Here is a 16,488-nt window from a genome sequence, read left to right as displayed (position 1 = left end):
GCCCAGCCCGTGGACACGGTCGAAGAAATCGTGGTCACCGGCCAACGCGCCGCCATCCAGTCCGCGCAAAAGCTGAAGCAGAACGCCGAGCAGATGGTCGATTCGATCACCTCGACCGACATCGGCGCCCTGCCCGACCGCAGCGTCACCGAAGCCCTGCAACGCATCTCGGGCGTCACCATCGGCCGCACCGCGGATCCCCGCGACGCCGACCGTATTTCGGTCGAAGGCAGTGGCGTGCAGGTTCGCGGCCTCAGCTGGGTCCGCGGCGAACTGAACGGCCGCGACAGCTTCTCGGCCAAGGCCGGCCGCACCCTGAGCTTCGAAGACGTGCCGCCCGAGCTGATGGCCGGCGTCGACGTCTACAAGAACCCGTCGGCCGACATCATCGAAGGCGGCGTCGGCGGCACGGTCAACCTGCGCACGCGCATGCCGTTCGATTCCAAGAAGAGCATCCTGGCCTATTCGCTGGATTCCAGCTGGGGCGACCTGGCCCGCAAATGGGAGCCGAGCGGCTCGATCCTGTACAGCAACCGCTGGGACACCAACATCGGCGAGCTGGGCTTCCTGATCGACCTGTCCGACTCCAAGCTGAGCAGCCGCACCGACACCATGTCGGTCGACCCCTTCAACGTCCGCACCAACTTGGTTCCCGGCAAGACGGTGTATGTCCCCGGCGGCTACGGCTATCGCAGCCTGGACTTCGAGCGCGAACGCAAGGGCATCGCGGCCGCCCTGCAATGGCGTCCGAACGAACAATGGGAAGCCAGCCTGCAGTTCCTGCGCTCGTCGGCCTCGCAGGCCTCGACCGAACGGGCCAACGGCTTCAACCCCGGAACGAATAATGGCCCGGCCGCCGGAACCAGCTTCACCTATGACGATACCGGCCACTTCCTGAAGGGCACGATGGCCGACACGAACGGCGGCACGAGCCTGGGCTCGTCGCTGATCGACACCCGCTTCGCCGATCGCAGCTCGGTGACCTCGGACTACGCGCTGAACCTGAAGTACAATCCCAACGACAAGTGGTCGTTCACCGCCGACGTCCAGTACATCTACGCCAAGACCAAGACGGTCGATAACACCGCGTTCAACGCGCTGAACGGCGCGACCCAGCCCGCCACCCTGGATCTGACCGGGGACCTGCCCCAGATCACGGTCAACAACGATGCGGCGTTCCTGGCCAATCCGGCCAACTACTACCTGCAAGCGGCGATGGATCACCACGACCGCAACGACGCCGCCGAATGGGCCGAGCGGTTCGACGGCGAGTACAGCTTCGACGAAGGCAGCTGGCTGAAGTCGTTCCGCTTCGGTGTCCGTCACCAGTATCGTCAAGCGACCACCCGCGAGACCGCCTATCGTTGGGACACGGTGGCGCCGAGCTGGACGGGGTCGAAAACCATCGATCAACTCGAAGGGTACCAGGGCTATTACGAGCTCTTCCCGTTCGACAACTACTTCCGCGGCAAGACCAAGCTGCCCGCGCCGTTCGTGATGCCGACCGCGGCCTTCGTGAACAATTACGGCGACACATCGCAGGTGCTCGACCGAATCTCGCGAGCGAACGGCGGCGGCTGGCGTGCGTTCAACGGCGTCTTCGACGAGCAAACCCCGACAGGCGGCAAGGGCAGCATCAACCACCAGAAGGAAGAGACCCTGGCGGCCTACGGCCTGCTGCGGTTCGGCCACGACGTCTCGCTGTGGGGCGACCAGCGCGAGATCGACGGCAACATCGGCCTGCGCGTCGTCAAGACCGAGACCCAGTCCCAGGGCACCCAGGTCTTCCCGTTGAACAACGGCAGCAGCAGCTCCAGCCTACCCGCCGACGACAAGGCGTTCGGAAACGGGGCCTCCAGCCCCCGCAAGGGCGGTCGCGACTATGTGAGCCTCCTGCCCAGCCTGAACGTGCGCCTGAAGCTCAGCCCGGAGATGTTCATCCGCTTCGCGACGGCCAAGTCCATCGTCCGTCCGGACTTCCAGCAGCTGGCGCCGAACTACTCGATCAACGCCACCAATGGCATCCTCAGCGGCGGCGTTTGCAGCCAAAGCAACCCCTCCAATGCTCCGGTCAACTGCGTCTATCAGTACACGGCCGACGCCGGTAATCCGGACCTGAAGCCGATCCGCTCGACCCAGTACGACCTGTCGTACGAGTGGTACTTCAACTCGACCGGCAGCGTGACAGCGACGGTGTTCTACAAGGACATCTACAACTTCATCGCCAACAGCCCGACCAACCTCAGCTTCACCAACAACGGCGTGACCCGCACCGTCCAGGTGAACCAGCCGTACAACGCCGGTCACGGAAAGGTTAAGGGCTTCGAAGTCGCCTACCAGCAGTATTACGACTTCCTGCCCGGTCTGCTGCGCGGCTTCGGCACCCAGGCCAACTTCACCTATATCGACAGCAGCGGCACGCGCAACGCAGCGGTCAACCCCTACGACAAAACCCAGGTCGTCAACGCCGAAAACGAGGACCTGCCGCTCGAGGGCATGTCGAGGACCAGCTACAACGTCGCGGCGCTCTATGACCTCGGCAAGGTCTCGGCGCGCCTGGCCTATAACTGGCGCGAGCGCTACCTGCTGACCACCACGGCCGCGAACATCAACATCCCGGCCTGGTACGGCGACTACGGTCAGCTGGACGGCTCGGTGTTCTACACCGTCAACGACGCCCTGAAGATCGGCTTCCAGGCGGCGAACCTGGCCAACGCCAAGAGCAAGATCCTGGTCAGCTATCCCAACCGGCCCGAAGAGGGCCTGACGGGCCACAACTGGGTCACGGCCGATCGCCGCTACTCGATCGTGCTCCGCGGCACCTTCTAGGATCGCTTCGGCGAACTCCTGAACAGGCCCCCGTCTCGTCCCGGTCCGCCGGGAAGGGGCGGGGGCTTTTTTCATTCCGCGCGGCGGGCGAAGGCGTTTAGCCTGCCCGTCGCGACGCATGACGGATACTCCGCGACATGACCGATCAAGCTCCCAAGAAGTTCGTCGTCGTCGGCGGCGGAACCGCCGGCTGGATCGCGGCGGCGACCCTGGCCCACGCCATGAAGGGCCAGATCGGCGAGGTCTACGTGATCGAGTCCGACGAGATCGGCACGGTCGGGGTCGGCGAGGCCACCATTCCGCCGATGCAGTTCCTCAACAGCCTGCTGGGCATCGACGAGGTGGACTTCGTCAAAAAAACCCAGGCGACCTTCAAGCTGGGGATCGAGTTCCGCGACTGGACCCGGCAAGGCCATACCTATTTCCACCCGTTCGGACCGCACGGGCAGACCATCGAGGCGGTGTCGTTCCACCACTACTGGATGCGGCTGCGCCAGCATGGCGACACCAGCGCGATCGACGACTATTCGCTGGCGACGGTCGCGGCGCGCATGGGCAAGTTCGTCATCCCGCCCCGCGACCTGCCCCCGGAGCTGCCCCAGCTGAGCTACGCCTATCATTTCGACGCTGGTCTCTACGCCCGCTACCTGCGCGACTACGCCGAGAAGCGCGGGGTCCGGCGCATCGAGGGCAAGATCGTGGACGTCAAGCAGCGCGCGGCCGACGGCTTCATCGAGGCCCTGGTGCTGGAAGGCGGCAAGCGGATCGACGGCGACTTCTTCATCGACTGCTCGGGCTTCCGCGGCCTGCTGATCGAGCAGACCCTGAAGACCGGCTACGAGGACTGGACCCACTGGCTGCCGTGCGACAGGGCCCTGGCCGTGCCCTGCGACAGCGTCTCGCCGAGGACGCCCTACACCCGCTCGACCGCCCGTAAGGCCGGCTGGCAGTGGCGCATTCCGCTGCAGCACCGGATCGGCAACGGCTATGTCTATTCCAGTCCGTTCATCAGCGACGACGAGGCCGCCGCCACCCTGTTGGCCAATCTGGACGGCGCGCCGCGCGCCGAGCCGCGACTGCTGCGCTTCACCACCGGCCGCCGCAAGAAGGCCTGGAACAAGAACGTCGTGGCCCTGGGCCTAGCCAGCGGCTTCATGGAGCCGCTGGAGTCGACCAGCATCCACCTGATCCAGACCGGGGTGTTCCGCCTGCTGTCGCTGCTGCCGACCGGAGCCCACGACGAGGCGACGGTCGAGGAATACAACCGCCTGTCGAAGATCGAGTACGAGCAGATCCGCGACTTCATCATCCTGCATTACAAGGCCACCGAGCGGGACGATTCCGAGCTGTGGCGCTACTGCAAGGACATGGCGATCCCCGACAGCCTGGCGCACAAGATCGAGCTGTTCCGGGCCCGCGGCCGGATCGCCCGCTTCGACGACCAGCTGTTCGTCGAGCCCAGCTGGCTGGCGGTGTTCATGGGGCAGGGGATCGAGCCCCTGCACCATGACCGGATGGCCGACGTGCCGCCTCTGGCCGACATCGAGCGCCGACTAGGCGGGATCCGCCAGACGATCGCCCAGATCTGCCAGGGCCTGCCGACCCATGACGAGTTCATCGTCCGCAACTGCCGCGCCGAACCGCTGGGCTGATGTCAGGGGGGCAGATCGCTTGCCAGCTTATTTGTCGGAGTATATAAGCTTGGGTGAGGGCGAGGTCGCGTGGCGATCTCCCGTCTCCGAACGCCACAAGCACGGGATCATATCTCCCCGAATCCGTGCGGATTCTCCGCCGCGCATCGTTCCCCTGCGGGCGATGCGCGGATTTTTTTGCCCGGACGGGGCGTTTTCGTGCTCATCCTGGCGGAGAGCCTTCCGCCTTTCCGGACGAGGGTGAAACGGTTTGCAAAGCCGGTTGCCTCGTCTAATTGTCCTATTTATATGTTAGCGGTAACGAAGCCGTCGCGGCGAGTTTTGCGAGACAGGCGGCCAGCGAGGGGAGGGGACGGTTTGCGGTTCCATGACAGGATGGCCGGCGACGGCGTAAAGACTTCCGTCCGGGCCGCGGCCTGCGCGCTGATCGCCTCGTGCGCGGTGGCCGTCCTCGGCTCGGGGCCGGCCCTGGCCGCCGACGCCCCCGTTCCCAGGCTGGTCGAGAAGGACGGCCGTCACGCCCTGATGGTGGATGGCGCGCCGTTCCTGATGCTGGGCGTCCAGGCCAACAACGCCGCCAACTATCCCTCGCAGCTGCCCAAGGTGTGGCCGGCCGTGAAGGCGCTGCACGCCAACACCCTGGAGATCCCGGTCGCCTGGGAGCAGATCGAGCCGACCGAGGGCAAGTTCGATTTCTCCTATGTCGACGTGCTGCTCAAGCAGGCCCGCGACAACGACGTGAAGCTGGTGCTGCTGTGGTTCGGCACCTGGAAGAACAACGGCCCGCAATACGCGCCCGAGTGGGTGAAGCTGGACAACAAGCGCTTCCCGCGGGTGATCAACGCCAAGGGCGAGGTCAAGAACTCGCTGTCGCCGCACTTCCCGGCCACGCTGGAGGCCGACAAGAAGGCCTTCGTCGCCCTGATGCGCCACCTGAAGGCGGCCGATCCGGATCACACGGTGATCATGATCCAGCCCGAGAACGAGACGGGCACGTACAGCGCGATCCGCGACTATTCCCCCACCGCCCAGAAGCTGTTCGAAGGCCCCGTGCCCGCCCAGCTGGTCAAGGCCATGGGCAAGACGCCGGGAACCTGGCAGGCGGTGTTCGGCAAGGACGCCGACGAGTTCTTCCACGCCTGGTCGATCGGCCGGTTCGTCGACGAGGTCGCCGCGGCCGGCAAGCGCGAGCTGCCGCTGCCGATGTACGTCAACGCCGCCCTGCGCGACCCCTTCAAGTACCAGGACCCGTTCACCTATTCGTCGGGCGGGCCGACCTGGAACGTGCTGGAGGTCTGGAAGGCCGCCGCGCCGTCGATCGACGCCCTGGCGCCCGACATCTACATGCGCGAGAGCGCCAGCGTCCGAAAGACGCTGGAACAGTACGGCCGCCCCGACAACGCCCTGTTCGTGCCCGAGATCGGCAGCGACAAGGCCTATGCCCGCTATGTCTACGACGTTCTGGGCCGCCACGGGATCGGCTTCTCGCCGTTCGGCCTCGACTACACCGGCTATTCCAACTACCCGCTCGGCGCCAAGCAGGTGGACGCCGAGACGCTGGAGAACTTTGGTGCCCATTATCGCCTGCTGGCCCCCATGGCCCGCGAGTGGGCCAGGCTGTCGTTCACCAGCGACGTCTGGGGCGTGGGCGAGGGCGACGACCGCAAGGCCGAGACCCTGAAGCTGGGCGACCGCTGGACCGCCACGGTCTCGTACGGCGAATGGCAGTTCGGCTCGATCGAGGCCCCCTGGATGTCCAAGGCCGAGAAGCAGCCGAACCGCGAGATCCCGGACGGCGGCGCCCTGATCGCCCGGCTCTCGGCCAACGAATTCCTGGTCACCGGCTATCGCGCCCGCGTCACCTTCGGCTCGGCCAAGGACGAGCGGTTCATGCTGGCCCGGGTCGAGGAGGGCCACTTCGAGAACGGCCAGTGGGTGTTCGACCGCGTGTGGAACGGCGACCAGAGCGACTATGGCCTGAACCTGACCACCCTGCCGCAGGTGCTGAAGGTCAAGCTGGCCACCTACTAAACCTCCGTCACTCAAACGCCGATCCCGGGATCCACCCGGATCGGCGGCGATAAAAATCAAAGATCCTAGGGGAAGAACGATGCGCATGCTGCCCAAGGCCCTTCTCGCCGGCCTAACGCTCACCCTCCTGGCCTCGACCAGCGCGTTCGCGCTGGACGGCGCCTTCGAGAAGACCGCTGACGGGGTGGTCGTCACCCCCGCCTCGGGGCCCGCCAAGAAGGTGCGGCTGCAGGTGATGGGCGAGCGCATCCTCCACGTCACGGCGACGCCGACCGACAGCCTCGACACCCCGCCCAGCCTGATGGTGACGGCCAAGCCGGGCGGCGCCTTCACGGTGACGGAGGCGGGCGGCAAGGTGGTGATCAAGGCTGGCAAGGCCTCGGCCGAGGTCTCGCTGGCCGACGGCAAGGTCAGCTTCCGCGACGCGGCCGGCAAGCTGGTCCTGGCCGAGAACGGCCGGCGTCCGTTCAAGACCGAGACCATCGACGGCAAGACCTTCTACAGCGTCAGCCAGCAGTTCAATCCGGGCACGGACGAGGCCTTCTACGGCCTGGGCCAGCACCAGAACGGCCAGATGAACTACAATGGCCAGGACGTCGAACTGGCCCAGTACAACCGCGACATCGCCGTGCCGTTCGTGCTGTCCACCCGCAACTACGGCCTGCTGTGGGAAAACAACGGCATCACCCGGTTCGGCGACCCGACGCCTTATGACGTGGCCTCGCGCGACCTGAAGATCTTCGACGCGGCCGGCAAGGCCGGCGGCTTCACGGCCAAGTACTACGTCAACGGGGCGCTGAAGCTGACCCGGACGGAAAAGGACATCGACTATCGCTTCCTGAAGGACCTGCCCAACTGGCCGGCCGAGCTGACTGGGCCCGACAAGAAGCCGGTCAAGGGCGCCACCGTGGTCTGGGAAGGCTCGGTCGAGCCCTCGGTCAGCGGCGTCCAGAAGTTCAAGCTCTACTCGTCCAGCTACGCCAAGGTCTATGTCGACGGCAATCTTGTCATCGACAGATGGCGGCAGAACTGGAACCCGTGGTTCCACAACTTCACCGCTCCGATGAAGGCCGGGACCCGTCACAAGATCCGCGTCGAGTGGGATCCTAACGAGGGCTATATCGGCCTGCTGCACAACAACCCGATCCCGGCGGCCGACCAGAAGTCGCTGACCATGACCTCGGACGTCGCCCATGCGGTCGACTACTATTTCGTGGCGGGCGACGACCTGGATCAGGTGGTCGGCGGCTATCGTCAACTGACCGGCAAGGCCGTGGCCCTGCCGCGCTGGGCCTACGGCTTCTGGCAGAGCCGCCAGCGCTACGAAACCCAGGACCAGATCGTCGGGGTGCTCAAGGAATACCGCGACCGCAAGCTGCCGATCGACAACGTGGTCATGGACTGGCGCTACTGGAAGGACGACGCCTGGGGCAGCCACAAGTTCGACGAGACCCGCTTCGCCGACCCCAAGAAGATGGTCGACGACATCCACGGGATGAACGGCCACATCATGATCTCGATCTGGCCGAAGTTCTATCCGACCACGGATCACTTCAAGGAGTTCGACGCCAAGGGCTTCATGTACAAGCGCAACATCGAGCAGGGCGCGCTGGACTGGGTGGGGCCGGGTTATCTGAACTCGTTCTATGACCCCTACGCCAAGGAAGCGCGCGACATCTACTGGCGCCAGGTCAAGGACAGCCTGAAGGGCTTCGGCATCGACGCCTGGTGGATGGACAGCGACGAGCCGGACATGCACTCCAACCTCGACATCCCCGAGCGCACCCTGCGTATGGGGCCCACGGCGATCGGCCCGGGCGCGGAGTTCTACAACTCCTACCCGCTGATCCACACCCAGGGCGTGTTCGACGGCGAGCGCGCGCTGAACCCCGACAAGCGCAGCTTCATCCTGTCGCGCTCGGGCTTCGGCGGCATCCAGCGCAACGGCGTGGCCCTGTGGAGCGGCGACGTGGTCGCGCGCTGGGACGACCTGAAGGACCAGATCTCGGCCGGCGTGAACCTGTCGATGTCGGGCGTGCCCAACTGGACCACCGACATCGGCGGCTTCTCGGTCGAGGACCGCTACACCAACAAGGACCCGGCCCACTGGGCCGAGTGGCAGGAGCTGAACCTGCGCTGGTTCCAGTTCGGCGCCTTCAGCCCGCTGTTCCGCAGCCACGGCGAGTTCCCGTACCGCGAGATCTACAACCTCGCCGACGAGGGCACCGACGTCTACAAGGCGCTGGCCTGGTACGACGAGCTTCGCTACCGGCTGATGCCCTACACTTACACCCTGGCGGCCGACACCTATCAGCGCGACGGCGTGATGATGCGCGGCCTGGTGATGGACTTCCCGTCCGACAGGACCGCGCGCGACGTCAATGACGAGTACCTGTTCGGCAAGGCGTTCCTGGTGGCGCCGGTGACGCAATTCAAGGCGCGCTCGCGGTCGGTCTACCTGCCGGCCGGGGCCAGCTGGTACGACTTCGAGAGCGGCAAGGCGTTCAAGGGCGGCCAGACCATCAAGGCCGACGCCCCGCTCTCGCGCATGCCGCTGTTCGTGAAAGCCGGCTCGATCGTGCCGACCACGGTGGTCCAGCAATATGTCGGCGAACAGCCCGACGCCCCGCTGACCGTGGTGGTCTACACCGGGGCCGACGGCAAGTTCGAGCTCTACGAGGACGACGGCCTCAGCAACGGCTACGCCCGCGGCGCCTGGAGCCGGATCCCGATGAGCTTCGACAACGCCTCGGGTCGTCTGACGATCGGCGCGCGCTCGGGCAGCTTCAAGGGCATGGTCGAGAACCGGACGATCAAGGTCCGCTTCATCGGTTCGGGCGCCAAGCCGGTCGACTTCGACGCCGTGGACGAGACCGTGGCCTACAGCGGCCAGCCGGTGGTGGTGACGCGGAGGAAGTAGGGCGACGCCCTGCATCCAAGATCCTCCCCCTATGGGGGAGGTGTCGGCGAAGCCGACGGAGGGGGGAGTGATCGGCGGCCGATTAAGGTCTCAATGCCCAAAACTCCCCCCACCGATCGCTTCGCGATCGCCTCCCCCAGAGGGGGAGGGGCTGCTGGCGCTAAGCCTGCACCACCAGCTTGCGCGTGATCAGCTCGGCCGCGTTGACCCGTTCGCCGCCGGGCTGCATCACCTCCAGGTGCACGTGGTCGGTGATGCCGGGATAGTGGTCCTGCAGGCTCTGGTCGACGCCGATCGTCTGGCCCAGGCGCACGGTCTGGCCGACCTGGACGCCGGGCTTCACGTAGAAGGCGCGGGCGACGTAGCCGAGGGCCGGATTGGTGATCTCGACGAAGGTCAGGCCGCTGTCTCCGGCATAGGCGTAGCCGATCTTGGTGACGTAGCCGGAGATCGGGGCCTTCACGTCCTGGCCGGCCGTGGCCACGTAGTCGACGCCCTCGTGCTCGCGCGCCCCGCCGTCGCGGCGGGCGCCGAACTGGCCGTCGCCGAAGTCGTCGTGGCCGCGCGGGACGCCGCCGGTCGGGTTGGCGAAGTCGGGGGAGCCGTCGCCGTCGATGTCCGCGCCGCTCCAGACCAGCTCCTTGCGGACCGGCCTCTGCGGCTTGGCGGCCATCTCGGCCAGCAGGCGCTGCATGACGGGCGAGGGCCCCCTCGGCGCGTTGTGCGGGTTCTCCATCGCCGCCACCACCATCGGAGCGAAGACCAGGGCCAGACCCAGCGCGCCGCGCGCCCAGGGGGCGAGTTTGTGCGGGGCGAGCATCTTCGCAGCCGGTGCTTGCATCAAATCGTCCTGAAGTTGTCGGCGGGATCGTTTCGGCGGGTTGGGCGTTTGGGTTGGTTAATCGCCAGATAAGGCGAAGACATGGCAAGCCAAGTGCGGCCCGCGGTCGCGTGCGTCCGTGGCTATGCTTGAAGCTCTACTGAACGTTGTCAGCCGGGGATTGGCGAGGTCGGCCGCAGGGTGACGGTCAATGCTCTGGCTTCGGCGGGAATATCAAGCGTCGCTGTCTCGCCAACGTCGATGAAAACCCCGTCCAGCGCGGCGAAGTCTTCCGCGTCTTCCAGCAGAACGACCAGCACCGGTCCGTCCGTGGCCACGATGCGGCCGCCACGCCAGGGCTGGACCGTCGCGGTCCACGCGCCGCGCCGGACCATGACGTTGAGGTCGCGGACCGGGCCGGCGGGCAGGCGCGCCGCGACGGCGGCCTTGCCGGGGAAGGCCAGGGGCGCGCGGGGCTCCAGGCGCACCCCTTGGCCGTCGATCTCCAGCACCAGACCGTCGCCGGCGATCACCGTCAGGATCCGGTCGACGCCCGGAAAGGTCGAGAACGGCCCGTCGGCCGCGACGTCGGCCAGGCTGACCCGCCAGTCGAAGGCGTCCAGCCCCGCGCCCGGCGGCCAGGCGGCGACCTCGCGGGTCACGCCGCCGCCGTTCTTCCACGGCGTGGCGACCCGGTCGGCGGCGCGCAGGATGCGCACTACAGGATGCCCGGCAGGTCCAGCCCATGCTCGCGGGCGCAGTCCTGGGCGATCTCGTAGCCGGCGTCGGCGTGGCGCATGACCCCGCTGGCCGGGTCGTTCCACAGCACCCGCGCCAGGCGCCTGGCCGCCGCCTCGGTGCCGTCGGCGACGATGACCATGCCGGCGTGCTGCGAGAAGCCCATGCCGACCCCGCCGCCGTGGTGCAGCGACACCCAGGTGGCGCCCGAGGCGGTGTTGAGCAGGGCGTTCAGCAGCGGCCAGTCCGACACCGCGTCGGAGCCGTCGGCCATGCCCTCGGTCTCGCGGTTAGGCGAGGCCACCGAGCCGGAGTCCAGGTGATCGCGGCCGATCACCACCGGGGCCTTCAGCTCGCCGCTGGCGACCATCTCATTGAACGCCAGGCCCAGCCGGTGGCGGTCGCCCAGTCCGACCCAGCAGATGCGGGCCGGCAGACCTTGGAACTTGATCTTCTCGGCGGCCATGTCCAGCCAGTGGTGCAGGTGCGGGTTGTCGGGGATCAGTTCCTTGACCTTGGCGTCGGTCTTGCGGATGTCCTCCGGATCGCCCGACAGCGCCGCCCAGCGGAACGGCCCGATCCCCCGGCAGAACAGCGGGCGGATATAGGCCGGCACGAAGCCGGGGAAGTCGAAGGCGTTGGTCACGCCCTCTTCGAGCGCCATCTGGCGGATGTTGTTGCCGTAGTCGACGGTGGGCACGCCGGCCGCCTGAAAGTCGAGCATGGCCTTGACGTGCACGGCCATCGACGCGCGGGCGGCGCGGTTCACAGCCTCCGGCTCGCGCTCCTTGGCCGTCGCCCACTGGTCCAGGGTCCAGCCGACCGGCAGGTAGCCGTTGATCGGGTCATGGGCGCTGGTCTGGTCGGTCAGCAGGTCGGGACGAACGCCCGCCGCGAACATCGCCGGCAGCAGCTCGGCGGCGTTGCCCAGCAGGCCGACCGAGACAGGGGTCTTGGCGGCGTTGGCCGCCGTGATCCAGGCCAGGGCCTCGTCGAGGCTTTCGGTGGCCTTGTCGAGATAGCCGGTGCGCAGCCGCATCTCGATGCGCGAGGGCTGGCACTCGATGGCCAGGCACGAGGCCCCGGCCATTACCGCCGCCAGGGGCTGGGCCCCGCCCATGCCGCCCAGGCCGGCGGTCAGCAGCCACTTGCCCGAAAGATCCCCGCCATGGTGCTGGCGGCCCATCTCGACGAAGGTCTCGTAGGTGCCCTGCACGATGCCCTGGGCGCCGATATAGATCCACGAGCCGGCGGTCATCTGGCCGTACATGGCCAGGCCCTTGCGGTCGAGTTCGTTGAAATGCTCCCAGGTCGCCCAGCGCGGCACCAGGTTGGAGTTGGCGATCAGCACCCGGGGCGCGTCGGGATGGGTCCTGAACACCCCGACCGGCTTGCCCGACTGCACCAGCAGGGTCTCGTCGTCCTCCAGCCGGCGCAGGGTCTCGACGATCTTGTCGTAGCTCTCCCAGTCGCGCGCCGCCCGGCCGATGCCGCCATAGACCACCAGCTCCTCGGGCCGCTCGGCGACGTCGGGGTGCAGGTTGTTCATCAGCATCCGCAGCGGGGCCTCGGTCAGCCAGCTCTTGGCGGTGAGCTCGGTTCCGGTGGCGGGGCGGATGACGCGGGTGTTGTCGAGGCGGGTCATGGCGGGTCTCGATGGAGGTTTTGGGGGCCGCCCTCGTCCTTCGACAAGCTCAGGATGAGGGCTACTGGGCGTCATTCGAAACCTCATCCTGAGCTTGTCGAAGGACGAGGTTTCGTTCCGTGGTCAGGCGCTGTTCGCGAAGGCCAGGCAGGCCTTCAGCACGTCGGTGAGGGCTTCGCGCAGCGGGGCGGCGCGGGGCGGGTGGTAGGGCGTGGGCCAACTATCGGGCGCAAGAGCCGGCGGCTCGTCGATGTAGCCGCGGCAGGCCAGCTCCATCTGCACGGCGTGGACGCCGGTGTCCGGCCGGCCGTAATGGCGGGTGATCCAGCCGCCCTTGAAGCGGCCGTCGGTGACCCGCGACAGGCCGGCGACGTCGCAGGCGGCCTCGACGGCGGCGGCCAGGGCGGGGGGGCAGGATCCGCCGCCGTTGGTCCCGATGTTGAACTGCGGCAGCTCGCCGTCGAACAGCCGCGGGACCCGCGAGCGGATCGAGTGGGCGTCATAGAGCACCACCTTGCCGTGAAGGCCGCGCAGCCGGTCGAGCTCGCCGCGCAGGGCGTCGTGATAGGGATCGAAGAACCGCGCCCGCCGGGCCGCGATCTCGGCGTCGGTCGGTTCCTGGCCGGCCCGGTACAGCGGTTCGCCGTCGAAGGTTTCGGTCGGACACAGGCCTGTGGTCGCCTGGCCCGGATAGAGCGAGGCGCCCGACGGGTCGCGATTGACGTCGATCACCGTGCGCGACACGCCGGTGCGGACGACGGTCGCGCCCAGTTCGCCGGCGAAGGCGTACAGCCGCTCCAGCCACCAGTCGGCGTCCTTGCGGGCCAGCCAGGGCGAGACGAGGCGGGGTTCGAGGTCGGCGGGGATCAGCGTCCCGGCGTGGGGGATGCTGACGACGAGCGGGGCCTCGCCGCGTTGGACGTGGAGCCAGTCAACCTCGCTCATGCTGTCATCCCGGGCGTAGCGAAGCGAAGACCCGGGACCGCCGGAAGCGCCGCGTTCACGCGTCGGCCCCGGATCGGCGCGCTGCGCGCTTGTCCGGGATGACAACGTTGGTGAAGGTGAGAGGTCACGCCCCCACCCCCGGCAGTTCGACGCTCGAAGCCGCCGCCACCACCGCCCCCGACCGCACCAGAGCGTTGGCCGCCTCCATGTCCGGATGGAAGTGCCGGTCGTCCGACAGGTGCGGCACCTGGGCGCGCAGCACTCGCCGCACGTCCTCCAGGGCCGGGCTCGAGGTCAGGGGCGCGTGGAAGTCGCAGCCCTGGACGGCGGCCAGCAGCTCGATGCCGATCACCGCCTCGGCCGCCTCGACCATGGCCAGCAGCCGCCGCGCGCCATGGGCGGCCATCGAGACGTGGTCCTCCTGGTTGGCCGAGGTCGGTATCGAGTCGACGCTGGCCGGATAGGCCTTCTGCTTGTTCTCCGACACCAGGGCCGCAGCCGTGACCTGCGGGATCATGAAGCCGGAGTTCAGGCCCGGCTTGGGGGTCAGGAAGGCCGGCAGGCCCGAGCAGGCGGGGTCGACCAGCATGGCGATCCGGCGCTCGGCGATCGAGCCGATCTCGCAGACCGCCAGGGCGATCATGTCGGCGGCGAAGGCCACCGGCTCGGCGTGGAAGTTGCCGCCCGACAGGGCCTCGTCGGTCTCAGGGAAGATCAGCGGGTTGTCCGAAACGCCGTTGGCCTCGGTGGACAGGGTGACCGCCGCCTGGCGCAGCACGTCCAGGGCCGCCCCCATCACCTGCGGCTGGCAGCGCAGGCAGTAGGGGTCCTGCACCCTCGTGTCGCCCTGGCGGTGGGAGTCGCGGATCGCCGAGCCGGCCATCAGGCCGCGCAAGGCGGCGGCGGTCTCGATCTGGCCGGGTTGGCGGCGCAGGGCATGGATGCGCGGGTCGAACGGGGTGTCCGAACCCTTGGCCGCCTCGGTCGCCAGGGCGCCGGTGACCAGGGCCGACTGGAACAGGCGCTCGGCGTCGAACAGGGCGGCCAGGGCGTTGGCGGTCGAGAACTGGGTGCCGTTCAGCAGGGCCAGGCCTTCCTTGGGGCCGAGCACCAGCGGCGCGAGGCCGGCCTCGGCCAGGGCCTGGGCGGCGGGCAGGCGCCGGCCCTCGACGAAGATCTCGCCGACCCCGATCATCGTCGCGGCCATGTGGGCCAGCGGCGCCAGGTCGCCCGAGGCGCCGACCGAGCCCTGGCAAGGCGTCACCGGGGTCAGGCCGTGGACCAGCATGGCCTCGATCAGGTCGGTGGTCGCCGGCCGCACGCCCGAGGCGCCCTGGGCCAGGCTGGCCAGCTTCAGGGCCATCATCAGCCGGATCACCGGGACCGGCGACGGCGCGCCCGTGCCGGCGGCGTGGGACAGGACGATGTTGCGCTGCAGGGTCTCCAGGTCGGCGTCGCCGATCCGCACGCTGGCCAACTTCCCGAAGCCGGTGTTGATTCCATAGACCGGCGCGCCCTTGGCCAGGATGCGCTCGACCGCCGCCGCGCTCTGCGCAATCAGCGCGGCGGCGCTTTCCGGCAAGCGCGCGGGCGCGCCGCGATAGACGGCCTTCCAGTCGGCGAGGCTGACTTCACCGGGGTTGAGAACGACTTCGGTCACGCGATTTCACCCTTCCAGACGCGCGCATGGAGCGGATTGAAGCCCATGCGGTAGACAAGTTCGGCCGGACGCTCGATGTCCCAGACGGCCAGGTCGCAGGCCTTGCCGGCCTCCAGCGTGCCGATGCTGTCGAGGCGGCCCAGGGCTCGCGCGGCCTCGCGCGTGACGCCGGCCAGGCATTCGTCGACGGTCATCCGGAACAGGGTGGCGGCCATGTTCATGGTCAGCAGCAGGCTGGTCAGGGGCGACGTGCCGGGGTTGCAGTCGGTGGCCAGGGCCAGCGGCACGCCGGCGGCGCGCAACGCGTCGATTGGCGGAAGCTTGGTCTCACGGACGAAATAGAAGGCCCCGGGCAGCAGCACCGCCGTCGTGCCGGCCTGGGCCATGGCGGCGACGCCGGCCGCGTCCAGGTGCTCCAGGTGGTCGGCCGACAGCGCCCCGAAGGCGGCGGCCAGGGCCGCGCCGTTCTGGTTCGACAACTGCTCGGCGTGCAGCTTGACCGGCAGGCCGTGCTCGCGCGCCGCCTGGAACACCCGGCGGGTCTGGGCCGGGGTGAAGCCGATGCCCTCGCAGAAGGCGTCGACCGCGTCGGCCAGCCCCTCGGCGGCGACGGCGGGGATCATCTGGAAGCAGACATGGTCGATATAGTCGTCGGGCGCGTCGGCATATTCCGGCGGCAGGGCGTGGGCGCCGAGGAAGGTGGTGGTCACCGAAACGGGGCGAGCCTCGGCCAGGCCTCGGGCGGCGCGCAGGCTCTTCAGTTCGTCATCCAACGACAGGCCGTAGCCGGACTTGATCTCGATCGTGGTGAGGCCTTCGGCGATCAGGGCGTCCAGGCGGGGCAGGGCGCTGGCGACCAGCTCGGCCTGCGACGCGGCGCGGGTGGCCTTCATGGTCGAGACGATGCCGCCGCCGGCTCGGGCGATCTCCTCGTAAGATGCGCCGGCCAGCCGCAGCTCGAACTCGTGGGCGCGGTCGCCGCCGAACACCAGGTGGGTGTGGGGATCGATCAGGCCGGGCGTGATCCAGCGGCCTTCGCAGTCGATGGTCTCGGCGGCCTCGAAGGCGGGAGCCACGGCGGCGGGGCCGGCATAGGCGATGCGGCCGTCCAGGCTGGCGACGACGCCGTCCTCGACCACGCCCATCCCCGCGCGATCGGCGGCGAAAGTGGCCAGGCGGGCCTTGCTCCACACCCGATCGCAGCGCATGGCCTGGGATCTCCCGACGCCGGTCCGGTCTCTTGCCGAC

Annotated in this window: 9 protein-coding genes and 1 pseudogene; 4 read left to right on the top strand and 6 right to left on the bottom strand. The window is 68.1% G+C overall.

Annotation, left to right across the window (positions count from 1 at the left end):
- The first annotated feature begins 9 nt into the window (after positions 1-9).
- The 4 genes and pseudogenes from ACSQ2G_RS03880 to ACSQ2G_RS03865 all read left to right on the top strand — a co-directional run bounded on the left by ACSQ2G_RS03880 (position 10) and on the right by ACSQ2G_RS03865 (position 9,432).
- Positions 10-2,829, top strand: coding sequence for a TonB-dependent receptor (locus ACSQ2G_RS03880; RefSeq protein ID WP_436028430.1), 2,820 nt, complete (start codon positions 10-12; stop codon positions 2,827-2,829).
- Between the two features lie 137 nt (positions 2,830-2,966).
- The gene (locus ACSQ2G_RS03875; RefSeq protein WP_436028429.1) at positions 2,967-4,481 is read left to right on the top strand and encodes a tryptophan halogenase family protein; all 1,515 of its coding nucleotides are present in this window, start codon (positions 2,967-2,969) and stop codon (positions 4,479-4,481) included.
- 375 nt (positions 4,482-4,856) lie between these two features.
- Positions 4,857-6,512, top strand: a complete 1,656-nt coding sequence (locus ACSQ2G_RS03870; RefSeq protein WP_436028929.1) for a DUF5597 domain-containing protein — start codon at positions 4,857-4,859, stop codon at positions 6,510-6,512.
- Positions 6,413-9,432: pseudogene (locus tag ACSQ2G_RS03865) on the top strand (TIM-barrel domain-containing protein). The gene ACSQ2G_RS03870 and the pseudogene ACSQ2G_RS03865 overlap by 100 nt, the downstream one beginning before the upstream one ends.
- Positions 9,433-9,592: 160 nt before the next feature.
- Here ACSQ2G_RS03865 and ACSQ2G_RS03860 read toward each other — a convergent pair.
- The 6 genes from ACSQ2G_RS03860 to hutI all read right to left on the bottom strand — a co-directional run bounded on the left by ACSQ2G_RS03860 (position 9,593) and on the right by hutI (position 16,448).
- Positions 9,593-10,273, bottom strand: coding sequence for a M23 family metallopeptidase (locus ACSQ2G_RS03860; protein ID WP_436028428.1), 681 nt, complete (start codon positions 10,271-10,273; stop codon positions 9,593-9,595).
- A 149-nt stretch (positions 10,274-10,422) separates the two neighbouring features.
- Entirely contained in the window at positions 10,423-10,971 is a 549-nt protein-coding gene (locus tag ACSQ2G_RS03855; protein ID WP_436028426.1) for a HutD/Ves family protein, read from the bottom strand.
- Positions 10,971-12,635, bottom strand: a complete 1,665-nt coding sequence (gene hutU, locus ACSQ2G_RS03850; RefSeq protein ID WP_436028424.1) for a urocanate hydratase — start codon at positions 12,633-12,635, stop codon at positions 10,971-10,973. Before hutU ends, ACSQ2G_RS03855 begins: the two co-directional genes overlap by 1 nt.
- A gap of 123 nt (positions 12,636-12,758) precedes the next feature.
- On the bottom strand, positions 12,759-13,580 hold the full coding sequence (gene hutG, locus ACSQ2G_RS03845) for an N-formylglutamate deformylase (protein ID WP_436028422.1): 822 nt from the start codon (positions 13,578-13,580) through the stop codon (positions 12,759-12,761).
- Between the two features lie 124 nt (positions 13,581-13,704).
- Complete coding sequence (gene hutH / locus ACSQ2G_RS03840; RefSeq protein WP_436028420.1) at positions 13,705-15,240, bottom strand: histidine ammonia-lyase; 1,536 nt, start codon at positions 15,238-15,240, stop codon at positions 13,705-13,707.
- Positions 15,237-16,448: an imidazolonepropionase gene (hutI, locus tag ACSQ2G_RS03835; protein WP_436028418.1), complete on the bottom strand. Its 1,212-nt coding sequence runs from the start codon at positions 16,446-16,448 to the stop codon at positions 15,237-15,239. The genes hutH and hutI overlap by 4 nt, the downstream gene beginning before the upstream one ends.
- Positions 16,449-16,488 lie beyond the last annotated feature (40 nt).

The sequence above is a fragment of the Caulobacter sp. LjRoot300 genome (assembly GCF_964253875.1).
GTDB lineage: Bacteria > Pseudomonadota > Alphaproteobacteria > Caulobacterales > Caulobacteraceae > Caulobacter.
The sequence above is the reverse complement of the archived record's forward strand: the minus strand, read 5'-3'. Positions and strand labels throughout refer to the sequence as shown.